20 protein-coding genes are annotated in these 20,782 nt (G+C 66.8%); 5 read left to right on the top strand and 15 right to left on the bottom strand.

Features of this window, described 5'->3' with window-relative positions; all coding sequences use genetic code 11:
• Positions 1–48: 48 nt before the first annotated feature.
• The 4 genes from H0A72_RS05605 to H0A72_RS05590 all read right to left on the bottom strand — a co-directional run bounded on the left by H0A72_RS05605 (position 49) and on the right by H0A72_RS05590 (position 3,921).
• A complete protein-coding gene (locus tag H0A72_RS05605; protein WP_180154094.1) occupies positions 49–1,047 on the bottom strand; it encodes a TAXI family TRAP transporter solute-binding subunit in 999 nt (332 codons plus the stop codon).
• A 111-nt stretch (positions 1,048–1,158) separates the two neighbouring features.
• Positions 1,159–2,142 carry a MurR/RpiR family transcriptional regulator gene (locus H0A72_RS05600; RefSeq protein WP_425502488.1) on the bottom strand — a complete coding sequence of 328 codons (984 nt, stop codon included), beginning with the start codon at positions 2,140–2,142 and terminating at the stop codon, positions 1,159–1,161.
• A 42-nt stretch (positions 2,143–2,184) separates the two neighbouring features.
• Positions 2,185–2,598 carry a PaaI family thioesterase gene (locus H0A72_RS05595; protein WP_180154092.1) on the bottom strand — a complete coding sequence of 138 codons (414 nt, stop codon included), beginning with the start codon at positions 2,596–2,598 and terminating at the stop codon, positions 2,185–2,187.
• A gap of 15 nt (positions 2,599–2,613) precedes the next feature.
• On the bottom strand, positions 2,614–3,921 hold the full coding sequence (locus tag H0A72_RS05590; protein ID WP_180154091.1) for a DNA recombination protein RmuC: 1,308 nt from the start codon (positions 3,919–3,921) through the stop codon (positions 2,614–2,616).
• A gap of 153 nt (positions 3,922–4,074) precedes the next feature.
• On the opposite strand from H0A72_RS05590, the gene H0A72_RS05585 reads away from it, so the two are divergent.
• Positions 4,075–5,052, top strand: coding sequence for a Bug family tripartite tricarboxylate transporter substrate binding protein (locus H0A72_RS05585; RefSeq protein ID WP_180154090.1), 978 nt, complete (start codon positions 4,075–4,077; stop codon positions 5,050–5,052).
• Between the two features lie 19 nt (positions 5,053–5,071).
• Here the strand turns inward: H0A72_RS05585 and H0A72_RS05580 are convergent, their stop codons facing one another.
• Together H0A72_RS05580 and panB are read right to left on the bottom strand one after the other, a co-directional pair.
• Positions 5,072–6,058: a LysR family transcriptional regulator gene (locus H0A72_RS05580; RefSeq protein ID WP_180154089.1), complete on the bottom strand. Its 987-nt coding sequence runs from the start codon at positions 6,056–6,058 to the stop codon at positions 5,072–5,074.
• A gap of 198 nt (positions 6,059–6,256) precedes the next feature.
• A complete protein-coding gene (panB, locus tag H0A72_RS05575; protein WP_180154088.1) occupies positions 6,257–7,090 on the bottom strand; it encodes a 3-methyl-2-oxobutanoate hydroxymethyltransferase in 834 nt (277 codons plus the stop codon).
• A gap of 121 nt (positions 7,091–7,211) precedes the next feature.
• Here panB and H0A72_RS05570 point away from each other — a divergent pair, with 121 nt between their 5' ends.
• Positions 7,212–8,048, top strand: coding sequence for an aldo/keto reductase (locus H0A72_RS05570; protein WP_180154087.1), 837 nt, complete (start codon positions 7,212–7,214; stop codon positions 8,046–8,048).
• 26 nt (positions 8,049–8,074) lie between these two features.
• Here the strand turns inward: H0A72_RS05570 and H0A72_RS05565 are convergent, their stop codons facing one another.
• The 6 genes from H0A72_RS05565 to H0A72_RS05540 all read right to left on the bottom strand — a co-directional run bounded on the left by H0A72_RS05565 (position 8,075) and on the right by H0A72_RS05540 (position 13,701).
• Positions 8,075–9,499 carry an MFS transporter gene (locus tag H0A72_RS05565; protein ID WP_180154086.1) on the bottom strand — a complete coding sequence of 475 codons (1,425 nt, stop codon included), beginning with the start codon at positions 9,497–9,499 and terminating at the stop codon, positions 8,075–8,077.
• A 71-nt stretch (positions 9,500–9,570) separates the two neighbouring features.
• On the bottom strand, positions 9,571–9,780 hold the full coding sequence (locus H0A72_RS05560; protein ID WP_180154085.1) for a SlyX family protein: 210 nt from the start codon (positions 9,778–9,780) through the stop codon (positions 9,571–9,573).
• A 50-nt stretch (positions 9,781–9,830) separates the two neighbouring features.
• Positions 9,831–10,676 (bottom strand): ABC transporter ATP-binding protein, encoded by an 846-nt coding sequence (locus H0A72_RS05555; RefSeq protein ID WP_180154084.1) that lies wholly within the window; start codon positions 10,674–10,676, stop codon positions 9,831–9,833.
• The gene (locus tag H0A72_RS05550) at positions 10,673–11,749 is read right to left on the bottom strand and encodes a FecCD family ABC transporter permease (RefSeq protein ID WP_180154083.1); all 1,077 of its coding nucleotides are present in this window, start codon (positions 11,747–11,749) and stop codon (positions 10,673–10,675) included. The genes H0A72_RS05555 and H0A72_RS05550 overlap by 4 nt, the downstream gene beginning before the upstream one ends.
• Positions 11,750–12,772 (bottom strand): FecCD family ABC transporter permease, encoded by a 1,023-nt coding sequence (locus H0A72_RS05545; protein WP_218953194.1) that lies wholly within the window; start codon positions 12,770–12,772, stop codon positions 11,750–11,752.
• On the bottom strand, positions 12,772–13,701 hold the full coding sequence (locus H0A72_RS05540; protein WP_180154082.1) for an ABC transporter substrate-binding protein: 930 nt from the start codon (positions 13,699–13,701) through the stop codon (positions 12,772–12,774). The genes H0A72_RS05545 and H0A72_RS05540 overlap by 1 nt, the downstream gene beginning before the upstream one ends.
• A gap of 297 nt (positions 13,702–13,998) precedes the next feature.
• On the opposite strand from H0A72_RS05540, the gene H0A72_RS05535 reads away from it, so the two are divergent.
• Together H0A72_RS05535 and H0A72_RS05530 are read left to right on the top strand one after the other, a co-directional pair.
• Positions 13,999–14,598 (top strand): hypothetical protein, encoded by a 600-nt coding sequence (locus tag H0A72_RS05535; protein ID WP_180154081.1) that lies wholly within the window; start codon positions 13,999–14,001, stop codon positions 14,596–14,598.
• A 185-nt stretch (positions 14,599–14,783) separates the two neighbouring features.
• Positions 14,784–15,020 (top strand): DUF2061 domain-containing protein, encoded by a 237-nt coding sequence (locus H0A72_RS05530; protein WP_180154080.1) that lies wholly within the window; start codon positions 14,784–14,786, stop codon positions 15,018–15,020.
• Positions 15,021–15,085: 65 nt separating this feature from the next.
• On the opposite strand, the gene H0A72_RS05525 is transcribed toward H0A72_RS05530, so the two are convergent.
• Both H0A72_RS05525 and H0A72_RS05520 read right to left on the bottom strand, forming a co-directional pair.
• Complete coding sequence (locus tag H0A72_RS05525) at positions 15,086–16,540, bottom strand: methyl-accepting chemotaxis protein (protein WP_180154079.1); 1,455 nt, start codon at positions 16,538–16,540, stop codon at positions 15,086–15,088.
• Positions 16,541–16,670: 130 nt separating this feature from the next.
• Positions 16,671–17,456, bottom strand: a complete 786-nt coding sequence (locus H0A72_RS05520) for a response regulator (RefSeq protein WP_180154078.1) — start codon at positions 17,454–17,456, stop codon at positions 16,671–16,673.
• Positions 17,457–17,626: 170 nt separating this feature from the next.
• Between H0A72_RS05520 and H0A72_RS05515 the strand changes: the two genes are divergently transcribed.
• Positions 17,627–19,822 carry an ATP-binding protein gene (locus H0A72_RS05515; RefSeq protein WP_180154077.1) on the top strand — a complete coding sequence of 732 codons (2,196 nt, stop codon included), beginning with the start codon at positions 17,627–17,629 and terminating at the stop codon, positions 19,820–19,822.
• On the opposite strand, the gene H0A72_RS05510 is transcribed toward H0A72_RS05515, so the two are convergent.
• Complete coding sequence (locus H0A72_RS05510) at positions 19,798–20,667, bottom strand: hypothetical protein (RefSeq protein ID WP_180154076.1); 870 nt, start codon at positions 20,665–20,667, stop codon at positions 19,798–19,800. The two genes, H0A72_RS05515 and H0A72_RS05510, sit on opposite strands and share 25 nt — an antisense overlap.
• Positions 20,668–20,782 lie beyond the last annotated feature (115 nt).

Here is a 20,782-nt window from a genome sequence, read left to right as displayed (position 1 = left end):
GCGGGCGGCTCGTGGCCACCCGCCTGTTGCCTATGCTTCGCCCTGACGTTACAGGAGGCCTTTTTCCTTGAAGTATTTTTCAGCGCCGGGGTGCAGCGGGGCCGACAAGCCGTTCTTCACCATGTCCTTGGCTTCGAGGTGGCCGAAGGCCGGATGCAGCTTCTTGAAGTCTTCGAAGTTGTCGAACACCGCCTTCACGATCCGGTAGACGGATTCCTCGGGCACGTCGGCCGACGTGACGAAGGTGGCCAGCACGCCGTAGGTGTTGGTTTCCTGCGGGTTGTTGGGGTATAGCCCGGCGGGAATCGAGACCTTCGCATAATAGGGGTACTGTTCCACCAGCTTGTCGATGACCGGGCCGGTCAGCGACACCAGTTGCGCGCCGCAAGTCGTGGTGGGGTCCTGGATGTTCGCCGACGGATGGCCCACGCCGTAGAAGAAGCCGTCGATCTTGCCGTCGCACAGCGCCGAGCCGTGCTCGTCGGGGCGCAGCTCGGACGCCAGCGAGAAGAAGCTCAGGTTCTGGCCACGGGCCTTGAGCAGCTGCTCCATGGAGGCGCGCGTGCCCGAACCCGGGTTGCCGACGTTGAAGCGCTTGCCCTTGAAGTCGTCGAAAGACTTGATGTTGGCTTCCTTGCGGGCGACCACCGTGAACGGCTCCGGGTGGATGGAGAACACCGAGCGCAGCTTCTTGAAGGCGCCAGCATCCTTGAATTGGCCCTCGCCATTGTAGGCGTTGTAGCCGACGTCGGACTGGACCACGCCGAGATCCAGTTCCCCGGCCTTGATCGTGTTGATGTTGAAGACCGAGCCGCCGGTGGATTCCACCGAGCACCGCAGGCCGTGGCTGGCGCGGTCCTTGTTGACCAGACGGCAGATGGCGCCGCCGGCCGCGTAGTAAACGCCCGTCACGCCGCCGGTGCCGATGCTCACGAATTTTTGCTGCGCGGCCGCGGGCAGGGGCGCGGCCAGGGCCGCGAACATTGCCGCAGCGCCCGCCGTCATGGTCAGGCGCTTGCCGAAAGAGGCGTTCAAAAACTTACGCATGTCTATTCTCCTTGGGTTTCCCCGCTGTTATTGCCGGCTCGTAACCGGTACGTTACACACCCGCCCGCTTTATGCGGCGGACGGATACAAAAAAATCGCCGCGGCCCGCATTCAGCCGCGTTTTGCCGGCGGGCTCCCGTAGGTCAGCTCGTCTCGCATGCGCAGCTCGACCTCGTCCAGCCGGTTCAGTATTTCCTTGCCGCCCGCCACCGCGCAACGGGCCACCAGGTGTTCCGCCAGGGCCAGCGGGCCCGCCATGGTGTGGAAGAACGACCCCGGCCCTTTGCGGCCGCTGCCCACTTGGCCGCCTTCCGTGCGGAACAGCAGCACGTGGCGGGCGTTCAGCGCAAGCGGTGACAGGGCGTCGTCCGTCAGGGCGATGACGGCCGCCCCGCGCGCCGCGATGTCGCGCGCGGCCCGGATGGTTTGCGTCGCGTAGGGCGACTGGCTCACCACCACCAGCGCGTCGCCGGCGCCGAGCAGGTCGGCCTGTTCGTGCAAGGTGCTGCCGCAGCCGTCCAGCAGCACACCGTTGCGCTGCACCAGCTGATACGCATAACGCATCTGGAAGGCCGTGCCGAAGCTGGACCGGGACCCCAGAAAGCCCACCAGCCTCGCGCCCAGCATGGTCTGCGCCGCGGCGTCGAACTGCGCCGGCGTATTCAACGCGCGCACCGACTGCACGGCTCCGCTTTGCAGTTCGGACAGCGCATCGTGCGCAAACCGGTTGTTCCGCGGGCCGGCCGCCTGCAGCTTGGCCGCCTTCTGCCTGAGGCTGTCGCCGCCGGTGGTCAGGGCCTGCTGGAACGGGGCGCGGAAGCTGTCATAGCTGGGATAGCCGGCTGCGCGGGCGAGCCTGAGCATGGTGGCGGGAGACACCGACAGCGCCTGGGCCTGCCTGCGCATGGACCACAGGCCGACCTCGGCCGGATGACGGCTGACCCAGCGCGCCGCCCTTTGCAATTCGGGCGTGAGCTCGGCGAACACCGCCTGCAGGCGCTGTTGCGGATCGTTGGGGGAAGCAGCCATGCCGTGGACGTAAGCGCGTATTGATAAAAAACATATGCTACAACGAGGCGAAAATTTAAAACAAATGTTTTTATCGGGGTTTGCCCTAGGAATGGCGCCGATCCGGCCTCAGCGCATGTATTTGAAGGTGCCGGTGGCCGTGGCGATCAGCCGGCCGCCGGACCAGACTTCCCCTTGCGAGAAATAGACGCTTCTGCCCTGCTTCTGCACATGGCCCTTGGCGATCAGCATGTCGCCCTGCGCGGCATCGACGAAATTCGTGGTCAGCGTCAGCGTGACCGCGCGGCGCGGCGGTTCGTCCGGCGGCGCGTACTGGCCGCAATAGCCGCAGACCGAGTCGAGCAGCGTGCAGATGACGCCGCCATGGACTCGCCCGCTGCGGTTGTCGAGCCGGCCGGACATGGGCAGGTGTATCTCGGCATAGCCTTGCCGCCATTCGACCAGGCTGACGCCCAGCCATTCGAGATAAGGATTTTCCAAGGGCAGGCCGGCCGCCTCTTCCTTGATGTCTAAACTATTCATGTCGATAAACCAAGATCATTCCGTTCCCGTTCCATTCGCCTCGCCGCCCGACACGATCAGGTCCAGCCGTTCGTGCTCGTGGTCCGCATGCAGGGGGGTCAAATCAGGCATTGTACGGTTTGCCCTGGAAGACAGCTCGCGGAACCGCGCCGCCTTGCCATACAGCCCCTGCTGGCCGGCAAGCGACTTCACCACCTCGTTGTAGTGGCGGCCGGCCGTGTCCAGCGTGGCGCCCAGCCGCTTCAGGCGCTCGGCCACCATGGCGACCTGATTGTAGATCTCGCCCGCGCGCGCGCTGAGCTCGTGCGCCTGCTCGTTGCTGCGGGCCGTCATCCAGAGATTGGCCACCGTCTTGAGTATGGGCATGAGCGTGGTGTGCGACACCAGGACCACGTTGCGCCGGTAGCCGTAGTCGAACAGCTCCCGGTCGTGCTTCATGGCTTCGATGTAGGCGGCCTCGATGGGCATGAACATCAGGACGAAGCTGGGGCTGCGCATGCCCGGAAGATTGCTGTAGTCCTTGCGGCTGAGGTCGTCGATGTGATGGCGCACCGCCTTGGCGTGGGCGTCCAGCGCCTCCCGCAGCTGCTCGGGCGTTCGCGCGGCCACCGCGCGCTCGTAATCCACCAGCGACACCTTGCTGTCCAGCAGAATGTGCTTCTGATCGGGCAGCTTCACCACGAAATCCGGCAGGCGCGCATTTCCCTGCTGGTCCCGCAGGCGCAGTTGCGCGTCGTAGTGGTCGCCCCGCATCAGGCCGGCCAGCTGCAAGGCCTGCTCCAGCTGCATTTCGCCCCAGTTGCCCGCCGTCTTCTTGTCACCCTTGAGCGCGCCGGCCAGGTTCTCGGCCTCCGCGCTCATCTTCAGCCCCACGTCCAGCACGCGGCGCACTTCCGTGGCCAGTATGGCGTTGCCGCGCACGGCTTCGTCGTGCACCTGGTTCACCCGCCGCTGGAATGCCTCGATCTGTTCGCGCAAAGGCGCGAGCAGGGCGTCCATGGAGCGGCGGCTGTCCAGGGTGAAGTGCCGGCCTTTTTCTTCCAGGATCTGGTTGGCCAGGTTCTCGAACTCGGCCTTGAGGACGTCCCTGGTGCGCCGCATGTCTTCGTCTTTCAGGCGGGATTCCGCCCGCAAGTCGTCCAGGCGCTCGCGCAGGCCTGCGGCCTCGGCCTCGCTGTGTATCAGGCGGCGCTCGAGCTCGCGCGCCGCCCGCCTGGACGCGCGCCGCGCGGGGCCCGAGGCCAGCAGCGCGATGACTATCCCGGCGGCCAGTCCCAGGGCGCCGGAAACGACGAGCTGCAGCTCGATGGACCATGGATTCATGCCTGTCGCCTTCTCAGAATAATCATCGCCCCGTCCCGCGCCATGCCGCGCTTGACTATTTGACACAAGTTTGTATGCTTCGTATTTCCGTCCGCGTACCCGGCCGAAATGCATAGTTTACGCGGCATGCCTGCGCCCTTTCCTTCATCAAACATGGGTAGATTACTTCGCTGCATACTGCTGGCCGCCGCCGCGACCATCACGATGTCTGGATCTGCCGGCGCCCGCCCATGGCCCGCCGACGATCAAACCATACAGATCATCGTACCCGCGCAAGGCCACGGCAGCACGCGCGACGCCATCGTTCAGCTCATCACCACGAAGCTGGCGCAAAAGCTGGGCCGGAATCTCCAGATCCTGAACCAGGGGGGCGCGGCTGGCAACATCGCCGCCGAACTCGCCGCCAAGGCGCCGGCCGACGGCTCCGCGCTCTTCTTCGCCTGGGGCGAAATCCTGGCCCTCCATCCCGCCGCCGACCGCGCGCAATCCGCGGCGCAAAGCTTCGACCCCATCGTCCTCATCGGCGACACGCCCAACATCCTGATCGTCAACAACGACCTGCCCGTGCACAACCTGGCCGAATTCACCGCCTACGTGCGCGGCCATCCCGGCGTCGTCAACTTCGGGTCCATCGGCAACGGCAGCTACATGCACCTGGCGGGCCTGCTGTACATGAACGTCACCGACACCAATATGGTGCACATTCCCTACAGCGCGGCCGGCCTGGCCACGTCCAACCTCATTTCCGGCGAGATCCAGTCCATGTTCCAGCTCATTCCCGGCGCGCTGGAACCCCTGCGGGCCCAGAAGGTCCGGGCCCTGGGGGTCATGGCCGCCACGCGCTCGCCCACCCTGCCCGACGTCCCCACCATGGCCGAGCAAGGCCACCCCGAACTGCAGTCATCGAACTGGTTCGCGCTGCTGGCGCCCAAAGGCGCCCCGGCCGACGCCATCGCGGCCGTCAACACGGCCGTCAACGAAATCCTTCAGGAGCCCGACGTCCGCCGCCGCCTCATCGAGCTTGGCGTCAGCCCGCGGGGCGGCACGCCCGCCGACCTCGAAGCGCACATGCTCGAAGAACAAAAAAAATGGCGGCGCATCGTCAGCGTATCGGATATGTCCATCCGCTGACGCGCGCCCGGCTCGGGCCCTAGTGCCTGTCGACGCTGAAAGACCCCAGCCCCGGAAACGGGTCGAGCGCCTGGGGCAGGCCGCTGGGGTCGCCGCGCACGAAGCGGGGCACCCTGGCGCTCGCGAAATCCCACAGGGCGCCGATGAACCGCCGGGTCTCGTCGGCCATGGGGCGGTCCGGATGGGTGATCACGCCGATCACATAAGGCAGGTGCCGGTCCGCCGAGCGGTAGACCACGCCCCGGGGCTGCACGCACTGCGCCGTGAACGGATCCATCAGCGCCAGTCCCACTTTCGCCTCCACCAGCATCAGCGCGGTGAGGTTGGACGTGGTTTCGATGTGGCGCCGGGGGGCCGCGCCGCCGCGGTGGCCCAGCAGCGCCGTCGCCAGCCGATGCCGCAGGCGCGTGCTGTTGGACATGGTGATCACGGTCTGCTCGCCGAGCATGTCCAGCGGGATGACCTCGTGCTCGGCCAGCGGATGGCCCTCGGGCAGGGCGATGACGCAAGGCGCCTGGCCGCTCCATTGCAGCCGGCAACGCCCCAGCTCGGTGGGCATGCTGATGACGCCCAAGTCCGCATTGCCGTTCGCGACCATCTGCACCGCCTGGCTCGAGGGCATGGTGCTCAGGCACATCCGGTTCTCGAACACCGGCGTGGTGGCTTCCAGGCCGCCCAGCACCGACGCCACCAGCGAGGCGCCCAGGGTGTGGTTGGAGGCGACGCACAAAGGCCGGGCGTCCCCCCGGGCGATTTCCCGGGACCGGTCCTCGAGATGCCGCAAGGTGGCCAGCACGTGCCGCGCTTCGTCATAGAAGCGCTGCCCCTCGGCCGTCAGCGTGACGTGGGGACGGGTACGAGTGAAGAGCGTGAAGCCCAACTCCTGCTCCAGGTCTTGGACCTGGCGGCTGACCACGGACTGGGAACGATCGAGCAAGCGGCCGGCTGCAGTGACGTTGCCTGCGGAACATACTGCCGCAAAGGCCTCGAGTTGGCGGATTTCCATGTGGGATAAAGCGACGCGGTGAGGCGTACAATTGAAAACATTTGTATACCATCCGAGATCATACCCACAATACGGCCAGATATATCGCCGATCTGCATACAAACTTCCGCCCAGCTTCGCGCACTGACCGGCATGCGGACCGTGTCGCCCGCGCCCGTCCGCTCCCCGACTCCCATTCCGCCCGGGCCGGCCGCGGTCCTACGGCGAATCGGGCTTTTTCACGCCGAAGCAATGCTCCAGCCCCGGAAACCGCCCTTCACGGACGTCTTGCGCGTATTGCCCCGCGGCCGCCTTGATCATGCCGCCCACGTCGGCAAACCGTCGCGCGAACTTGGGAATGCGGTCCCCGCTGAGGCCGAGTATGTCTTCGGTGACGAGGATCTGGCCGTCGCAGGCGGGCGAGGCGCCGATTCCTATGGTCGGGATGGCCAGGGCGTCGGTGATGCGGCGGCCCAGAGGTTCGGCGATGCCTTCCAGCACGACGGCGAAAGCGCCCGCCTCCTGGTGGGCCTGCGCATCGCGCAGTATCCGTTCGGCCGACTCCTCCGTCATTCCCTGGGCCTTGAAACCGCCCATGGTATTGACATACTGGGGCATCAGCCCCACGTGGGCCAGCACCGGAATGCCGCGCTCCACCAGAAAACGCGTGGTATCGGCCAGCGCGATGCCGCCTTCCATCTTGATGCCGTCGGCGCCGCTGGCCGCGAGCATTCTGGCGGCGTTGGCGAAGGCCTGCCGCGGAGATTCCTGGTAGCTGCCGAAGGGCATGTCGACGATGACGCATGCATGTGAGGTGGAACGCACCACCGCCGCCGCATGGGCGGCCATCTGTTCCACGGTGATCGACAGGGTGTCGGGCAGGGCGTAGGCCACCATGGCGGTGGAGTCGCCGATCAGAATCATGTCCAGCGCTTCATCCAGCAAACGCGCGAACGGCGCGCTGTACGCCGTCAAAGCCGCGATCTTCCGCTGCCCTTTGTAGGCCATCAGCTGGGGCACGCTGATGCGTTTCACCTGTGTATGCACACTCATTCACTTCTCCTGGTACGGGTCTTTTCAAGCCGGCGGCCGCGCACGGCGTTTGCGCGGTGCAACAACCGTATAATCGGCTAGATTAACGCAAAGGACAATCGCTGAACGCACGGAGGATCTCATGCCCGGAACACAAAGGACTTTGCCATTCCACGACGGCCGCCGCGTCCCCCAGATCGGACTGGGCTTCTGGCAGGTGAAAGACGACGAAGCCGCATCGGTGCTCGAGACGGCGCTGGAAATCGGCTATCGCTCGATCGACACTGCGGCGATCTATGGAAACGAGGCCGGGGTGGGCCGCGGCATCGCGGCGTCCGGCGTGGCGCGCGAAGAGCTGTTCATCGCGACCAAGGTATGGAACGACCGGCACGGCCACGAGGGCGCCAAGGCGGCGCTGTCGGAAAGCCTGGAAAAGCTGGGCCTGGATTATGTGGATCTGTACTTGATCCACTGGCCGGTTCCCCAGCAAGGGCGTTTCGTCCAGACCTGGGAAGCGCTGATCCAGCTGCGCGACGAGGGCCGCGCCAAGTCCATAGGCGTGTGCAATTTCAACGTTCCGCACCTCCAGGAGCTGCTGGATGAAACGGGTGTGCTGCCGGTGGTGAACCAGATCGAGCTCCATCCGCGGTTCCAGCAGGCGGAGCTGCGCCGGTTCCATGCGGAGCATGAGATCATCACGGAAGCCTGGAGCCCGCTGGGCCGCGGGCGGCTATGGGATGACGCGACGCTGGCCGGGATCGCGGTCAAGCACGGGCGCTCGGTTGCGCAGGTGATTCTGCGCTGGCATGTGCAGCTGGGCCACATGGTGATTCCGAAATCCGTGACGCCCGGCCGGATGCGGGAAAATTTCGCGGTATTCGATTTCATGCTCGACGAACACGACATGGCCGCCATTGCGTCGCTGGACAGCGCGGAGGGCCGCGGGGGCCCGGATCCGGAGGTCTTCAGCGGCTTCTAGGGCCTGTCGACGCTAAAAGGCGGGCGTCACCGGCCCTGGGGGGCGCCGGCGCCTCGCGCGCCCTTCCCCAGAAACACCGCCAACCCCGGCGCGCAAGCGAACACCGCGAAAAGCACCCAAGCAGCCTGCCTGCCGCCTGCCGGGCCTCCCGGTTCCGTGAACCCCGCCGCGTTCGTCACCATCCCGGCCAGCGCCGCTCCCATCGCCATCGCATACAGCTGCAAAGTCGTGATCGCCGCCGAGGCAATGTTCTCCTGCCCGGCGGGCGCGGACTGATATATGCGCGTCAGCATATTGGGCCAGCAGAACCCCACCCCCAGTCCCACGCCCAGCAATGGCGGCATCAATCCGTACGCCCCCTTCCCATCCGCCGAAAGACTCGTCATCGGCAGCATGAACGCCAACAGCAGCAGGGACACGGCGGAAATGGCCGGGCCGGCGAGCATCAGCCTATCGGCCAGCTTCCGCCGCCTGCCCGAGCTTGCGAAAGACCCCAGCGTCCAGCCGGCCGACATCAGCGCGGTCCAGTATCCGGCCGCCAGCGGACTCTTGCCGTGGATGTGCTGCAGGAAATAAGGAATGTAGATCTCCGTGGTGACGCCGATGCTCAGCAGGCAGATGCTGGCGTACAGACTGCCCAGCGGCGTGAAAGGCGAATAAGATCCCGTAGGAAACAGGCGCACGGCGGCGCGATCGTCGGCCCGCGCGATCCAGCCCGTGATCAGCACGCCCGCCGCGATCCCGGCCGCGTTCCATTCCAGTTTGTCGGACAGGCTGCCCAGCGACACCGCCAGCACGGAAACGGCCAGCAGCGAAATCATGCCCAGCGGCGCGCGCACGGGTCCGTCCTCGTGCTTGGACACGCCCGCGATCCGCGTGCATACCAGCACGGCCAGGACCGCCGCGATCGGCAGCACGGACCAGAACGCGAGACGCCAGTGGCCCGCTTGCGCGAAGATGCCGCCGATGGCGGGCCCCGCCAGCGTCGCCACGCCCCACATGCTGGATATCAGCACCATGGCTCGCGACCAAAGCCGCGCGTCGAAGACCAGGCGCACGGCCGAATAGCTCAGCCCCAGCAGCAGGCCGCCGCCCAGGCCCTGCGCCGTCCGCCCCAGCAGCAGCACCGGCATGGACGGGGCCAGCGCGCACACCATGGTGCCCGCGGCGAATATCGCGAGCGCGCACAGAAAGGCCCGCCGCAAGCCGAGCGATCCGACCGCCTGCGGCGATATGGCCGAGCCCAGTATCGAAGCCACGACGAACAGGGTGGTGTTCCACGCATAGTAGGCCAGCCCGCCGATGTCGGCCACGATGGACGGCAGGATGGTCGTGGCGATGTAGACGTTCACCGCATGCACGGCAACGCCGCCCGCCAGCGCCAGGGAGCGCAAGCCGTTGCCGCCCCATAAAAGCTCGTACCACGAGCCATTTTCCTGATTAGATGGCATTCCTCGCCCGCCGTGTCGACGGGGCCGTGGCCTGTCGACGTCAAAAGGCCCTTGGGCCCGGCCCCTCAATATCAATAATGAGGGGGTTTTTCGGGAGTGTAGGGATCGGCGCCGCCTTCATGCCGCGCCTGTTCGAGGCGCTTCACCAGAGCCGTGCACAAGGCGCGCAATTCATCGATCTGGCGCTGCTGCAGGTAAACCTGCCGGTTCAGCTCCTGCACCAGGTCTTCCTGGGCCGTCAGCTTGATTTCGATCTCGACCAGCCGTTGTTCCGGATCCACGCGACACCCGCCATTCCATTCCGAGAGCGGTATTGTAGCCTCCAGGCCCGTCAGCGCCCGGATCCGGGCTGGGCGGCGCGCTCTATGCCGGCGATCAAAGGGGTGCCGGAACGAGGGTCCCGGATCAGCACGCAGCTGACGCCATATAGCCGCTCGACCAGTTCCGACGTGACCACGTCCAGCGGCGCGCCCTGGGCGATGATGGCGCCGTCCAGCATGGCCACGATGTGGTCGGCATAGCGGCACGCGCTCGTCAGATCGTGCACCACCATGACGATGGTCTTGCCCGACCCGGCCAGTTCCCGGATGAGCTCGAACACCTCGATCTGGTGGCCCAGGTCCAGCGCGGACGTCGGTTCGTCCAGCAGCAGCAAGGGCGTCGCCTGCGCGATCGCCATCGCGATCCATGCCCGCTGGCGCTGGCCGCCGGACATCGATTCCAGCGGGCGATCGGCCAGGTCCACCAGATTCGTGGCCGCCAGCGCATCGCGGACGATGTCGTGGTCCTGCCGCGACCACTGGCGCAGCACGCCCTGGTGCGGCTGCCGCCCGAACTGTATCAGTTCCGACACGGTCAGGCCGTCGGGCGCCGTCGCCTCTTGCGGCAATAGCGCGAGCTGGCGCGCCACCTCGCGGGACGACATGCCGGCAATGGCCTTGCCGTTGAGCAGCACCGCGCCATGCGACGGCTTGTGCAGGCGCGACAGCCCCGCCAGCAGCGTCGATTTCCCGCAGCCATTGGGGCCGACGATGGCGGTCACCTTGCCTCGTGGTATGCGCAGGGACAGCTCCTTGACGATGGTCGTGTCGCCGTAGCCCAGGCTCAGCTCGCGCGCCTCTAGGTTGGCGCCCGCCGTTTCCGCGACGAGTTCAGTGAATAAATGCGATGTGCTCATCCAATTCTCCGGTCCGGCCGGCGCAGCAATATCCAAAGCAGGTAAGGCCCGCCCACCACCGCCGTGATCACGCCCACCGGTATTTCTATGGGAGCGAAAGCGCTGCGGCCCACCCAGTCGGCCAGCGCCATCAGCAGCGCGCCAGACAAGGCGGCCCCGATGATGGGCACGCCCTGCCTGCCCGCCAGTTGCCGGGCCATTTCCGGCGCGGCCAGGGCGATCAGGCCCACGGGCCCCACCACCGCCACGCCGAGCGCCGTCAGCACGACCGTGACGACCAGGGTCAGGGCCCGCGTCCGGCGCAGGGCGACGCCCAGGCCCACGGCCACCGGCTCGGAGAAGCGCAGCACATTCAGGGCGCGGCCGAGATACTTGGCGGCCGGCAGGCATACCAGCAGGCCCATGGCCAGCAGCCACACCGCCTGGGCGGGACGCGCGTTCAGGCTGCCCACCGTCCAGGGATAGGCGAGATTGGCGCTGTCCATGTCGCTGCGGGCCAGCATCAGATTGGTGAGCGCGCCGAATACGGCGCCGACCGCGATGCCCACGACGATGAAGCGGTAGCCCTTGGAGCCGGAGCCGCCGCTCAGGCCGAACACCAGCGCCGTGGCCGTGGCCGCGCCCATCAGGGCGAGGGCGGAGGGCGCGAGGCTGGTGGGAACCGCGATGATGGACGCGACCGCGAAGGCGCTGGCCCCGTCGTCGATGCCGATGATGCCCGGCGTCGCCAGGCGGTTGTGCGCCAGCGTCTGCAGCAGGCAGCCCGCCACGCCCAGCGCCGCCCCGCTCAGCAGGCCGGCCGCCAGCCTGGGCAAGCGCAGCTCTTTTATCAGGAAAACATGCTTGGGCTCGCCCTGGCCCAGGATGGCGCGCAAGGCGTCCCAGGGGCTCAGTTCGGCGGTGCCGTAGGCCAGGCTCGCCCCGGCCAGCGCCGTCAGCAGCACCATCAGGCCCAGCGCCGCCAGAACGCCGCGCTTGTGGAAAAGCACCCGGCCGGCGCCGGCCGACAAGGCCCAATAGCCGGCGGGCGGCGGAAATGCCGTGGCAAGCGCCGAAGAAGCCCGGGTATGCATTCAGAGCCTCGGCAGCCTGTGGCTGCGGACGATGGCGATCAGGACCGGCGCCCCGACCATGGCGGTGACCACGCCTATGGGCAGCTCGTAAGGCTTGACCACCAGGCGCGACACGATGTCGGAGAACATCACCACCACGGGACCGATCAGCAGCGACAGCCCCAGCGTGCGGCGGATGTCCGGCCCCACGAACCGGCGCGCCACGAAGGGCACGACCAGGCCCACGAAGGCGATGGGCCCCGCCGCGGCGGTCGCCGTGCCGACCAGGACGGCGACGCTGATCAGCGCCCAGACCCGGGTCGCGCGCGGATGGTGGCCCAGGCCGGTTGCGACCTTTTCCCCCAGCGCCAGCGCCGCCAGCGGCCGGACGGCGGGCAGCAGCATCAACAAGCCCGCCAACAAGCCCGGCGCGCTCCAGTAGAGCGTGGCCGCCGAGCGCCCGCCCAGCGCGCCGATGATCCAGAACCGGATCTCGTCGGCCGTGCGCTGGTCGTAAAGAAGGATGAGGGTGCTGATCGACATCAGTATCCCCGAGAAAGCCGCCCCGGCCAGCACCAGGCGCACCGGGTCGTCCCCGACGTCGCTGACTTGCGTCACGAGCAGCACCAGCAGACAGCCGACCAGGGCGCCCAGCACAGCGATGCCCAGGTGCAGCGTGGCGGCCCCGGCGCCCAGGCTGATGGCCAGCACCACGGCGAACGACGCCCCGGCGCTGACCCCGAGCAGCCCCGGCTCAGCCAGAGGATTGCGCGTCGCCGCCTGCAGGACGACCCCGGCCGCGCCCAGCGCGGCGCCCACGATCATGGCGAGTATCGTGCGGGGCAGGCGCAGCTGCGTCACCACGAAGCCAGCGTCGGAGTCCCGGCCGGCGCCCGCCAGCACCTGCATGGCCTGCGCGAACGAGACGTCTCCCGCGCCATAGCCGAGGCTGGCGAAGGAGAGCGCGGTCAGCAGCAAAGCCATGCCGAGCATGGCGCGGCGCAGGGGCCGCCTGGCGCGGCATGCGCCCGGGATGGAGTCCATCAGGGCAGCAGAACCTTCTCGATGTCCGTGAGAATGCGGTTTGCGGCGAGGATGCCGGTGCTGCTGGTCCAGACCTGGCCGTCCACCGTGACGGCATGCCCCTTCTTGACGGCTTCCAGGCGGGTGAAGGCCGGCTGCGTGCGGGCGGCGTCCAGGGTTTCCTGGCCCTTGGCGTTCAGGGTGGCCAGGAACAGCCAGTCGGCGTCGATCTTGCTGAGGTTTTCAAGGCTCAGGACGTCGCTGTGCGGACGGTCCCCGAGGTCTTCGGCGAGCGGCGGCGCCTTCAGGCCCAGCTGGCCGAGGATCTGCCCCGTGAATATCTTGCTGGACATGAGGATGGGGCCCTGGGGATTCCAGCGCGCCACCGACACCGTGGTGCCGGCCGGCAGCTTGGCGCGCAGGGCGCCGATGCGGCCGTCCAGTTCGGCCAGGGCCTGTTCGGCCTGCTCGCCGCGGTTCATGGCCTGGGCGTACAGGCGAACGTTCTTGCGCCAGTCTTCCAGGCCGGAATGGGGCGCGACGACCGTGGGCGCAAGCATGCTCAGCTTCGCGTAGATTTCCTTGTTCAGGCCGGCGGCGGCCAGAATCAGGTCGGGTTGCTGCGCCAGGATGGATTCCAGGTTGTATTCGCGCGTCGTGCCGACGATGCCGATTTTGCCGGCTTTTTCCTGCAGGTACACCGAGACGGCGTCGCCGCCGCGCGCGGCGACGGTGCCGACCGGCTTCAGGCCGAGGGCCAGCGCGGTGTCCAGCGCCGATTCGTTCAAGGCGACGATGCGCTTGGGCGTGCCTTGCACCTTGGCGGGCCCGTAGGCCGATTCGATGCTGCGGGCGGATTCCGCCCCGGCGATGGCCGGCCACAAGACCCAGCACAGGGCGGCGACCATGAGAACCAGGGCCCATGCCGCGGTCGGCAGGCGTTTATTCATAGATAGCGATGCGGGCAAAACCGGAACCTCCGAGTGACCGCGTTGGCGGCTTCACTGCCAACACGAATGAAAATGATTATTATATAGGCGCGATTATATTGCAGCGGCGGCACCGCATGTCAAAGGACGGCCGGCATCTTTTGCGTCAACGCAAGCCTCCGGCCCGGCGCAGCCCTATACCCATGCCATGCGCCCGGGCTTCCCGCGGCTGCGCCGGGGCGGCCGCTATAGTGGCTCGTCATGGCGCAGCCGGCCATGCCGATGCCCATGACATCCACGTATCTTCGGAGCCCCTCCATGCAAGCCCCCGATTTCTTCCGCAGCGCCCCCACCATCCTCATGCGCGACCCGCTGTCCGAGCTCCTGGGCGCCGCCCAGGGCGGCGTCATCGAATACACCTACGCAGACGTGGTCAAGCTGGCGGGCCATTCCTGCCCCACCGTCGCGGGCGCCTACCTCATGACCAGGGCCGCCCTGGGCAAGCTCTACGGCGAAGAGCTGCCCCTGCGGGGCGGCATCCGCGTCGACTTCCAGGACGAGCTGACCAACGGCGTGACCGGCGTGATCGCCAACGTCGTGAGCTTCATTACCGGCGCCACCGCCGACAACGGCTTCAAAGGCCTTGCCGGAAAGTACGACCGCCGCAACCTGCTGTTCTTCAACGCATCCATTCCCGGCTCCATCCGCTACACGCGGGTGGACACGGGCGCCCAGGTGGTGACGAGCTTCCATTCCCAGCACGTGCCGGGCGCCCCCGACCTGATGTCAGACCTGCGAAGAATCCTGGCCGACGACGCCGGCGAAGAATTGAAACGCTCCTTCGCCCTCAATTGGCAGGACCGCGTGCGCCGCATCCTGGAAAACGCCGACCATCCCGCCCTCATCACCTGCGCGTAGCCGTCCCGGCTTGCGGCCCGCCGGGCCGCAAGCGCTCGCCGGCGTCCTGGCCGCACGCATCATAGTCATTCATTTGAATTCGCAAAACGGCAATAGATTTGCACTATTGCAACGATGCAAAAAAACAAGTGTATCTCGTTAATGAGACCGATTATCATTACCCACAATGATATACGGAGGACGCCATGTTGCTGCTCGCACAGAAAACCAGCCAAGTTCTACTGCACATGTCGGTGGCTTTCACCATCACCTATGTGTTCACCGGTTCGTTGGCCACGGGCGGGCTCGCGGCCATCGTGGAACCCGTCTGCAACGTGGTGCTGCTGCCCCTGCACGACCGGCTGTGGGCCAGGCTGCGCAAGGCCGCGCCCAGGGCCTGGTTCCGCAGCCGCAACGGCGGTTCGGCCGCCGCGGCCGCTTAGGGCCTGTTGGCGTCAAGAGGCCCTGGCCGTCCATTTGCCCCGGAGCCCCCGAGCCCCCGGGCGTGTCAGCGCGCGGGCAGCGCCCGGACGCCCGCTCCCGCGTCATCCAGCTGGAAAGAATCCACCATGTCCCGCAGCCGCTCGGCCTGCCGCTGCAGGACTTCCGTCGCCTCGTTCACGCGCTCGACCAGCATGGCGTTCTGCCCCGCTATGCCGTCTATGCGCAGAATCGCGCGATTGGCGTCGGCCAGCCCCTGGGCCTGCTCTTGATGGGAGCGCGCAATGCTGCCGAAAGCCTGGGCCACCTCCTGGACGGAACCGGCAAGACTCGTCATGGCCGCGCCCGCGCGCTCGACCAGCGCGCCGCCATGCTGAATGGTCGATACCGAATGCTCGATCAGCGACTTGATTTCCTGCGCCGCGCTCGCGCTGCGCTGCGCCAGGCTGCGCACCTCGCTGGCAACCACCGCGAAGCCGCGCCCCTGCTCGCCCGCTCGCGCCGCCTCGACACCCGCATTGAGCGCCAGGATATTGGTCTGGAACGCGATGCCGTCGATCACGGCGACGATCTCGCCGATCTGGCCGGAAATCGCGCTGATGTCCCCCATGGCTTTCACCAGTTCGGCGACGGTCTGGTTGCTTTGCAGCGCCTGGTCCGCGGCCGACGCCACGAGCGTATTGGCTTCCGACGCCCGCCCCGCGTTCCGCTCCACCGCCTCGGACAGCTGCGCCATGGACGAGACGGCGGTCTGCACCGCGCCCGATTGTTCGCCGGTGCGCTCGTGCAGCACGCGGTTGCCGTCGGCCACCTGGCCGACCGCCTGGACAATGGATTGCGAGCCGTCCCGCACGCCCGCCACCGCCTGCGAGACCGCGCCCAGCGCCTGGCTGAGCGATTGAGCGCTGGGCGTTTGCGCCTGGACCCGCCGCAGCGACAGATTGATCTTGCCGGCGTCCGTCCCGCGCAAGGTGTCGACCAGCACGTGCAGCTCGGCCGCCTGCAATGCGTCGCGCTTCATCCACAGCGCCACATAGCAAAGTATGGCCGATTCGACCACCACATAAGCCGCATGGACCAGCACCCGCGAAAAGCCCGGTTCGGTGAAGCAGATGACGCCGTAGCCCAGGGTTTGAAGATAGTTGAAGCTGAAGTGATGCACGGCAATGACGCCGGCCGCCACGATGATGACCACCCAGTCGCGATAGCTGAGCAGCACCGCCAGCAGGACGAACACGCCGAAATGCAGTTCCGTGACGCCGTTCGCCTGGTGGATGTGCAGACCGGTCATTACCATGAACGCCGCCGCCATGGCGCAGCGTGTGGCCAGGCGCGCCGGCAGCAGGAACACCATGGCCGTGACCGCCAGCACGACGGGCACGCCGACCAGCGCCGCCCACTTGATCGTGTCGTGCATGGGCGCCAGGCCGAATGCCAGCAGCAGAAGCAGCCAAAGCACGCCCAGCATGGTGCGGTCGGCTTTCCTGTAGTGACGGTCGAAATATGTGTTGATCGCGTTCATGCAGGGCAATTTAGGGTAAAGCGCGCGCAAGCCTGCTTTGCCACGCGGACATTTTCCATTGCCTGCCGGAATTAAGATGCATCAAAACAGCCGCCGCCGCTGCTTAGCGGCCTGTCGAGGCCAAAAGGCCCTAAACCATTTCGGGCTGGGTGGCCGAGCCGTTTTGCGCGCGGTATACCGAAGGCGAGGAACCCGCGTATTCCAGGAAGGCCGTGGCGAAATTGGCCGCGCTGGAAAACCCGAGCTCTTCGGAAATCGCGATGATGCTGAGCGAGGTTTCGCACAGCAGGCGCTCGGCCGTTTTCATGCGCAACCCGCGCAGGTAGGCAAAGACGGTCGTGCCACAGACCTTGCGGAACGCCCGGGTGAGCCGCTTCTCGTTGGTGCCCAGCAGCTGGGCCAGTTCCTGCAGCCCGGGCGGATAAGCCAGCTTCTCGGCCAGATAGCGCTTGGCGGCCTGGACCAGGACCTCGTCCTCGCTCCGGAGCGGCCGGTTTTCCGCCACCACGGGAACGACCGCCGGTTGGGCGCCGACGGCGCCGGCGTACTTAAGGTGCACGCGTATGCGGGCCAGGACTTCTTCGGGCCAGAACGGCTTGAGCACGTAGTCGACGGCGCCGGCGTTCAGGCCTTCGAGGCGCTCGTCGCGGTCGGAGGCGGCGCTGAGAAAGATGACCGGCACGTGGGCGGTACGGGGATTGGCCTTCAGTTGGCGGCAGGTCACGAAGCCGTCCTGCCTGGGCATGCGGACATCGAGCAGGATGAGATCGGGCAGGCGGGCGACGGCGCGCTCGTAGCCCTGCACGCCGTCGAAGGCCACACTGAGGCGGAATTCGCAGCCGCGCAATGCCTCGACGAGCAGCCGCAATTCGTCGGGGCTATCGTCCACCAATAGAATATGCGGCGCAGCAGCCATACTTTCCAATCCTTGACAACGCGAGCTTACGCGAAGAAAACATGAACCATTACTATTGAGATCAAGCAGCGAGAGAGCCAGCTAATTATTACATCAATGACATGTGGCAACTTATTTTTAAGATTTTATTACTGGTCTGGGCCTCCCTCGCCAATGCCCATGGCGTCGACGTGCGCGGGGACCTGCCCGTCTCGCTGAGCGGGCAGATCCGCCTATATGAAGACACGGCGCACGCGCAGCACCTCACCGCCATGCAGGCCTGGGCGCTGGAAGCCCCCGACTCCTTCCACGACACGGTACTTGAACGCCACCAGGCGCTAGCGCCGTCGTCCGCCTGGTGGCTGAGCTTCGCCGTGGTCAACACGCAACCCACTCCCATGACCCTGCGCTTCCTGCCCGGCACGCTGGAACTGGACCGCCTCGACTACTACGTAGGAACGGCGGAAGGCTGGACCCACACGGCCAGCGGCAGGCTGGTGCCCGTCTCCGAGCAGAGCCCGGACACCGCCCGCGAGCAGGCCTTGCTGATCGAACTGCCCGCGCAAGGAGAACGCCGTATCCTGATGCGCATCCAGAACAGCAAGAAATTCACGCTGCATCCCACACTCTACCCGCAGCCGCAATACTTCCTGGCGGAAGAACATGAAAACCTGCTGGTCGGCATGCTGTTCGGCGGCCTGCTGAGCATTGCCTGGTGCTGCCTGCTGGTGGCGCTGCACATGCACAGCCTTGCGCTGGGGCTGCTGTCGCTGCTCGGCGCCGCCATGACCCTGTACGAAGCGTCGCTGCGCGGCTACGCAAAATTGTATCTATGGCCCGAAGCCACGGAGTGGGCCGCCCGGGCGCCGCATGTCTTCGGCCATGCGGCGCTCGCCCTCTTCCTGCTGTTCCTGCTCAGCATGGCGAAAGAGGGCCGGCACCATCCCCTGGTCGGCAAGGTCGTCATGGTGCTTGCGGGCATACAGGCCACGCTGGCCGCCGCGGCGCTGTGCGTGGATCTGGCCCTGCTGGACGGCATCGTCGCCCAGATCGCCCTGCTCTATGCCATCGGCCTGCCGATCGCCGCGCTGGTGCTGCTGCGCCGCTCCGTCCGCTCTTTCCGGCTGCTGATCGTGATGAGCGCATTCTTCTTTTCCCATACCCTGTTGCGGGCGCTGGAGCGCGGCGGCCTGTTTGCCGAACCGCTGCGCTCGGTCGGCCTGGACAACCCCGGCACCCACCCCGTCATCGCCCTTGCGGGGCTGGCCTTCAGCCTGCCGCTGCTCACCATCTGGGTCATCGAGGCCGGCCGCCGGGCCGAACCCGCCCGCGCGCCGCTCGCGCCGCCGCCCGGACCGCCGCCGGCCCCGCCGCAAGCGCAGCCGGACGGACAGACGGCCGCCCTGAACCGGGCGCTGCACGAGGCGGACGAAAAAAACCGGCGGCAGTCCGAGATGCTCAGCTATATCGGCCACGACCTGCGCGCCCCGCTTGCAACCATCGCCGGCTACGTACGCCTGCTCAAGCACACGGAAACCTCGGAACAGGCGCCCCATATGCAAGCCATCGAACGCAGCGTCAACTACCAGCTGGTCCTGATCGACGAATTACTGGAATGCGCCAAGACCGAGCTGCTGCCTTTGACCATCCAGCCCACCGAGGTCTCCGTCACCGCCTTCCTGGATGAAATCGCCTCTTACGCCGAGGCGCTGAGCACCCAGCAGAACAATGTCTTCAAGGCCGGCGCGGCGTCGCCCTTGCCGTCCCGGCTGCTCATGGACGGGCACCGCCTGAAACAGGTGCTGCTGAACCTGCTGTCCAATGCGGCCAAATTCACGCGCGACGGCACCATAGAGCTGAAAGTCGAGGCCAGCATCACCGGCAAGCGCTGCGCGCTGGAATTCTCGGTGAGCGATTCCGGCATCGGCATCGCGCCGCAATCCCAAGCGGCGATATTCATGCCGTTCAGCCAAGTCCGCGCCACCCCGGGCAGCGTCGGCCTGGGCCTGCATATCGCCCGCAGCCTCATTGAAAACATGGGCGGTTCGCTGTCCGTGGCAAGCACGCCGGGCAAGGGCAGCCGCTTCCACTTCCGGATCTCGGCCGATATCGTCGACGGCAGGCCGACCCATTGGCGGCGAGCCGACGCGCAGCCGTCAGGCGCAGCGGCGGCGCCGGCCCCCAGCGGCATGCCCGACGGCCACCTGCGCCAGCTGGCTGCGCTGGCGCAAGCGGGCGAACTGAGCCGCATCGAAGAATGGCTGGGGCTGGCGGCGCGGTCTCATCCCCAGGCCGCGGGCTTTCTGGCCGAAGTCCGCGGCGCCTTGCTGCGCATGGACTTCAAGCGCATAGAGGCGCTGGCTCAGGCCTCGGCGCCGCACCAATAGCCGCTGATCAATTGGCGGGGCCGCGCCCGCGCCACCACGCGCGCCGCATCGGCCCAGGCGTCCAGGCGGACGCACAGGCCGGCGTAGACGCCATGGCCCAGCCCCGGCTCTATCAGGCCGTCCGCGACCAGCCCTTCGCCCGCCTTGATGGAGCCGTCGGCCACGATGTCGCAGCCCGACAAAATCCCCCATCCGGTTTCAATATGGTTGCCGGCAATGACGGAGCCGCCCGACTGGATGCCGCGCGCCACGACGATGTCGTGCTCGGCCTTGATGTCGCCGCCGGCCTTGACGCCCTGCTCGCATTTGATGGAACCGCCGGCCTGCAGCGCCTGCCCGGCGCGTATGTCGCCCGCGACCACCACGCCCTGCCCGGCGACGATGTCCCATTGCGCGCGCAGGTTTCCGCCGCACTCGATGCGGGACGCCGCGTCGATGCCCCAATCGGCCGCCACGTCGCCTTCGGCCCGTATGTGCCCGCCGCTGATGATGCCGCCGCGCGATTCGATGCCTTGCCCGGCGACGATGTCGGTGCCCGCCTTGATGCCGCCGCCGGCGACGATCTTCTGGCCGGCCCGCGCGACCGTATCGACGCTGATGCCCTGGCGCACGATCAGGGAGCCGGCGAAGACGATGGCGTTGGCGTCGACGTAGTCGAGAGTCAGGACTTCGTCGGTCGGCCCGAACTGGTCGAGCAGCCAGCAGGCGTCATCGACCCGGTTGTCGGCCACCAGCGCATCGAGGATTTCCTGATAATCGCCCTGGCCGTTGCGGTCCTTGAGGAACCAGCGATAGCCCGACGTGCACGGATTCTTGGCCTTGACGAATCTTTTGGTGAGTTGCATGTCTCTGCATTCAAAATTTGCCGTGGCACGGAAAACGTGCCGGCTTGGGATCTGTGGGCGCTGAAAGGTGGGCGGCGCCTGCCCGGCCGGCGTGCGCATGCGCCGACCGTGCCGC

Origin of the sequence: Parapusillimonas granuli (assembly GCF_013416525.1) — a bacterium.
GTDB lineage: Bacteria > Pseudomonadota > Gammaproteobacteria > Burkholderiales > Burkholderiaceae_B > Parapusillimonas > Parapusillimonas granuli.
This window is presented reverse-complemented; position numbering and strand designations above follow the sequence as displayed.